Origin of the sequence: Thiohalophilus sp. (genome assembly GCF_031581315.1) — a bacterium.
In the GTDB taxonomy this organism is placed as follows: domain Bacteria; phylum Pseudomonadota; class Gammaproteobacteria; order UBA6429; family Thiohalophilaceae; genus Thiohalophilus.
Genome location: NZ_JAVLAZ010000123.1, coordinates 1,625 through 3,213 on the forward strand (window position 1 = coordinate 1,625; position 1,589 = coordinate 3,213).

The window sequence follows — 1,589 nt, forward strand, 5'->3', positions numbered from 1 at the left end:
AGGGATGAAATCAAACGACGCCGCCCCCATAATAGCGCCCATGAAAAAATTCACGCCGCGCGATCTTAAAAGCCACCTTGACCAGACGCCTGAACCGCCATTACTGCTCGATGTGCGGGAACCCTGGGAGTATGAAACCTGTCATATCGAGGGTTCCACCCTGGTGCCGATGGGACAGATTCAGTCGGCCGTGGAATCATTGGACAGGAACCGGGAAACCGTCGTAATCTGCCATCATGGCGTTCGCAGTCGTGCCGTGGCGATTTTTCTGGAACGTGAAGGTTTCAACAACGTGATCAATCTCGAGGGCGGCGTCGATCGCTGGGCCGACGAGGTGGATCCGCAAATGCAAAAATACCGCTGATGAAAACAACACAACTTGCCATAACGCTCGCCCTGACGCTGACCGCTTTTTCGGTCAACGCCAATGATCTGATGTCGATTTATCAACAGGCGACAGAGAACGATGCGCAATTCCGCGCGGCACAGGCCGAGTACCGGGCAAATCAGGAGGCGACCAGCCAGGGTCGTGCACCGCTGCTGCCGCAGCTAACAGCCACAATCCACTCCACCGACAATACGGATGAGGTTATCAGCTCCTCTTCAAGCCTGTTTACGGTTGGCGAAAATAAATATGACAGCAGTGGCTACTCGCTGAAATTGACCCAGGCGATCTATCACCACGACTATTACGTGCAACTGCGCCAGGCCAACGCCCAGGTGGCCCGGGCCGAAGCCAACTTCCGTAACGCCAAACAGGAACTGATGGTGCGCGTGGCGCAACGTTATTTTGAATACCTGGGCGCCATCGATAATCTCGGCTTCGCGCGGGCCGAGCAAAAAGCCATTGAACAACAACTGAACCAGACCGAGCAGCGTTTCAACGTGGGGCTGACGGCCATCACCGATGTGCATGAGGCCCGGGCCCGCCGCGACCAGGCCGAGGCCCAGACCATCAGCGCGAAAAACGACCTGGAAGTAGCCCGCGAGAATCTGCGCGAGATCACCGGCATGCCTTATGATCAGATCGCCGAGCTGGATAAAGACAGCCCTTTGCTGCGCCCCGAGCCGGAAAACATCGACCACTGGGTAGAGACCGCGCTGGAGCACAGCCTGAGTCTGATCGCCGCGGAAAAAACCCGCCTGATCGCCAAACAGGAGATCAGTCGCCAGCGGGCCGGCCATTACCCGACGCTGGATCTGGTCGCGGACCATACTAATACCGATATCGAGGGCGGCAGCTTTGGCGCTCGCGAAACCGAGGACACCTCCATCTCCCTGCAAGTGAATGTGCCGTTGTACTCCGGCGGACTGGTCGCCTCGCAAACCCGCGAAGCCGCCGCCCGGCATATTCAGGCCAAGGAGCAATATGAGCAGCAGCGCCGCGCCATCGAACGCCAGATCCGCAGCGCCTACCTGAGCGTGATTGCCAACATCAGCCAGGTGAAGGCCTTTGCCCAGGCACTGGAATCGAGCCGCACCGCGCTGGAAGCCACCGAAGCGGGCTTTGAAGTCGGCACCCGTACCGCCGTGGATGTACTCAACTCACAACGTGAGCTGTTCCGGGCTGAACGGGATTATGCCCAGTC

The 1,589-nt window shown here is 58.4% G+C and carries 2 protein-coding genes; both read left to right on the forward strand.

Features of this window, described 5'->3' with window-relative positions:
* Positions 1 to 40 precede the first annotated feature (40 nt).
* Positions 41 to 364, forward strand: coding sequence for a rhodanese-like domain-containing protein (locus RI563_RS12360; RefSeq protein ID WP_310694694.1), 324 nt, complete (start codon positions 41 to 43; stop codon positions 362 to 364).
* The coding region (locus tag RI563_RS12365; protein ID WP_310694691.1) for a TolC family outer membrane protein at positions 364 to 1,589 on the forward strand (1,226 nt) is incomplete at its 3' end. The genes RI563_RS12360 and RI563_RS12365, both read left to right, overlap by 1 nt.

What these genes read in the sequence shown, in the direction of transcription:
- RI563_RS12360 (WP_310694694.1), top strand. Translation starts at nt 41, where the DNA reads ATGAAAAAATTCACGCCGCGCGATCTTAAAAGCCACCTTGACCAGACG.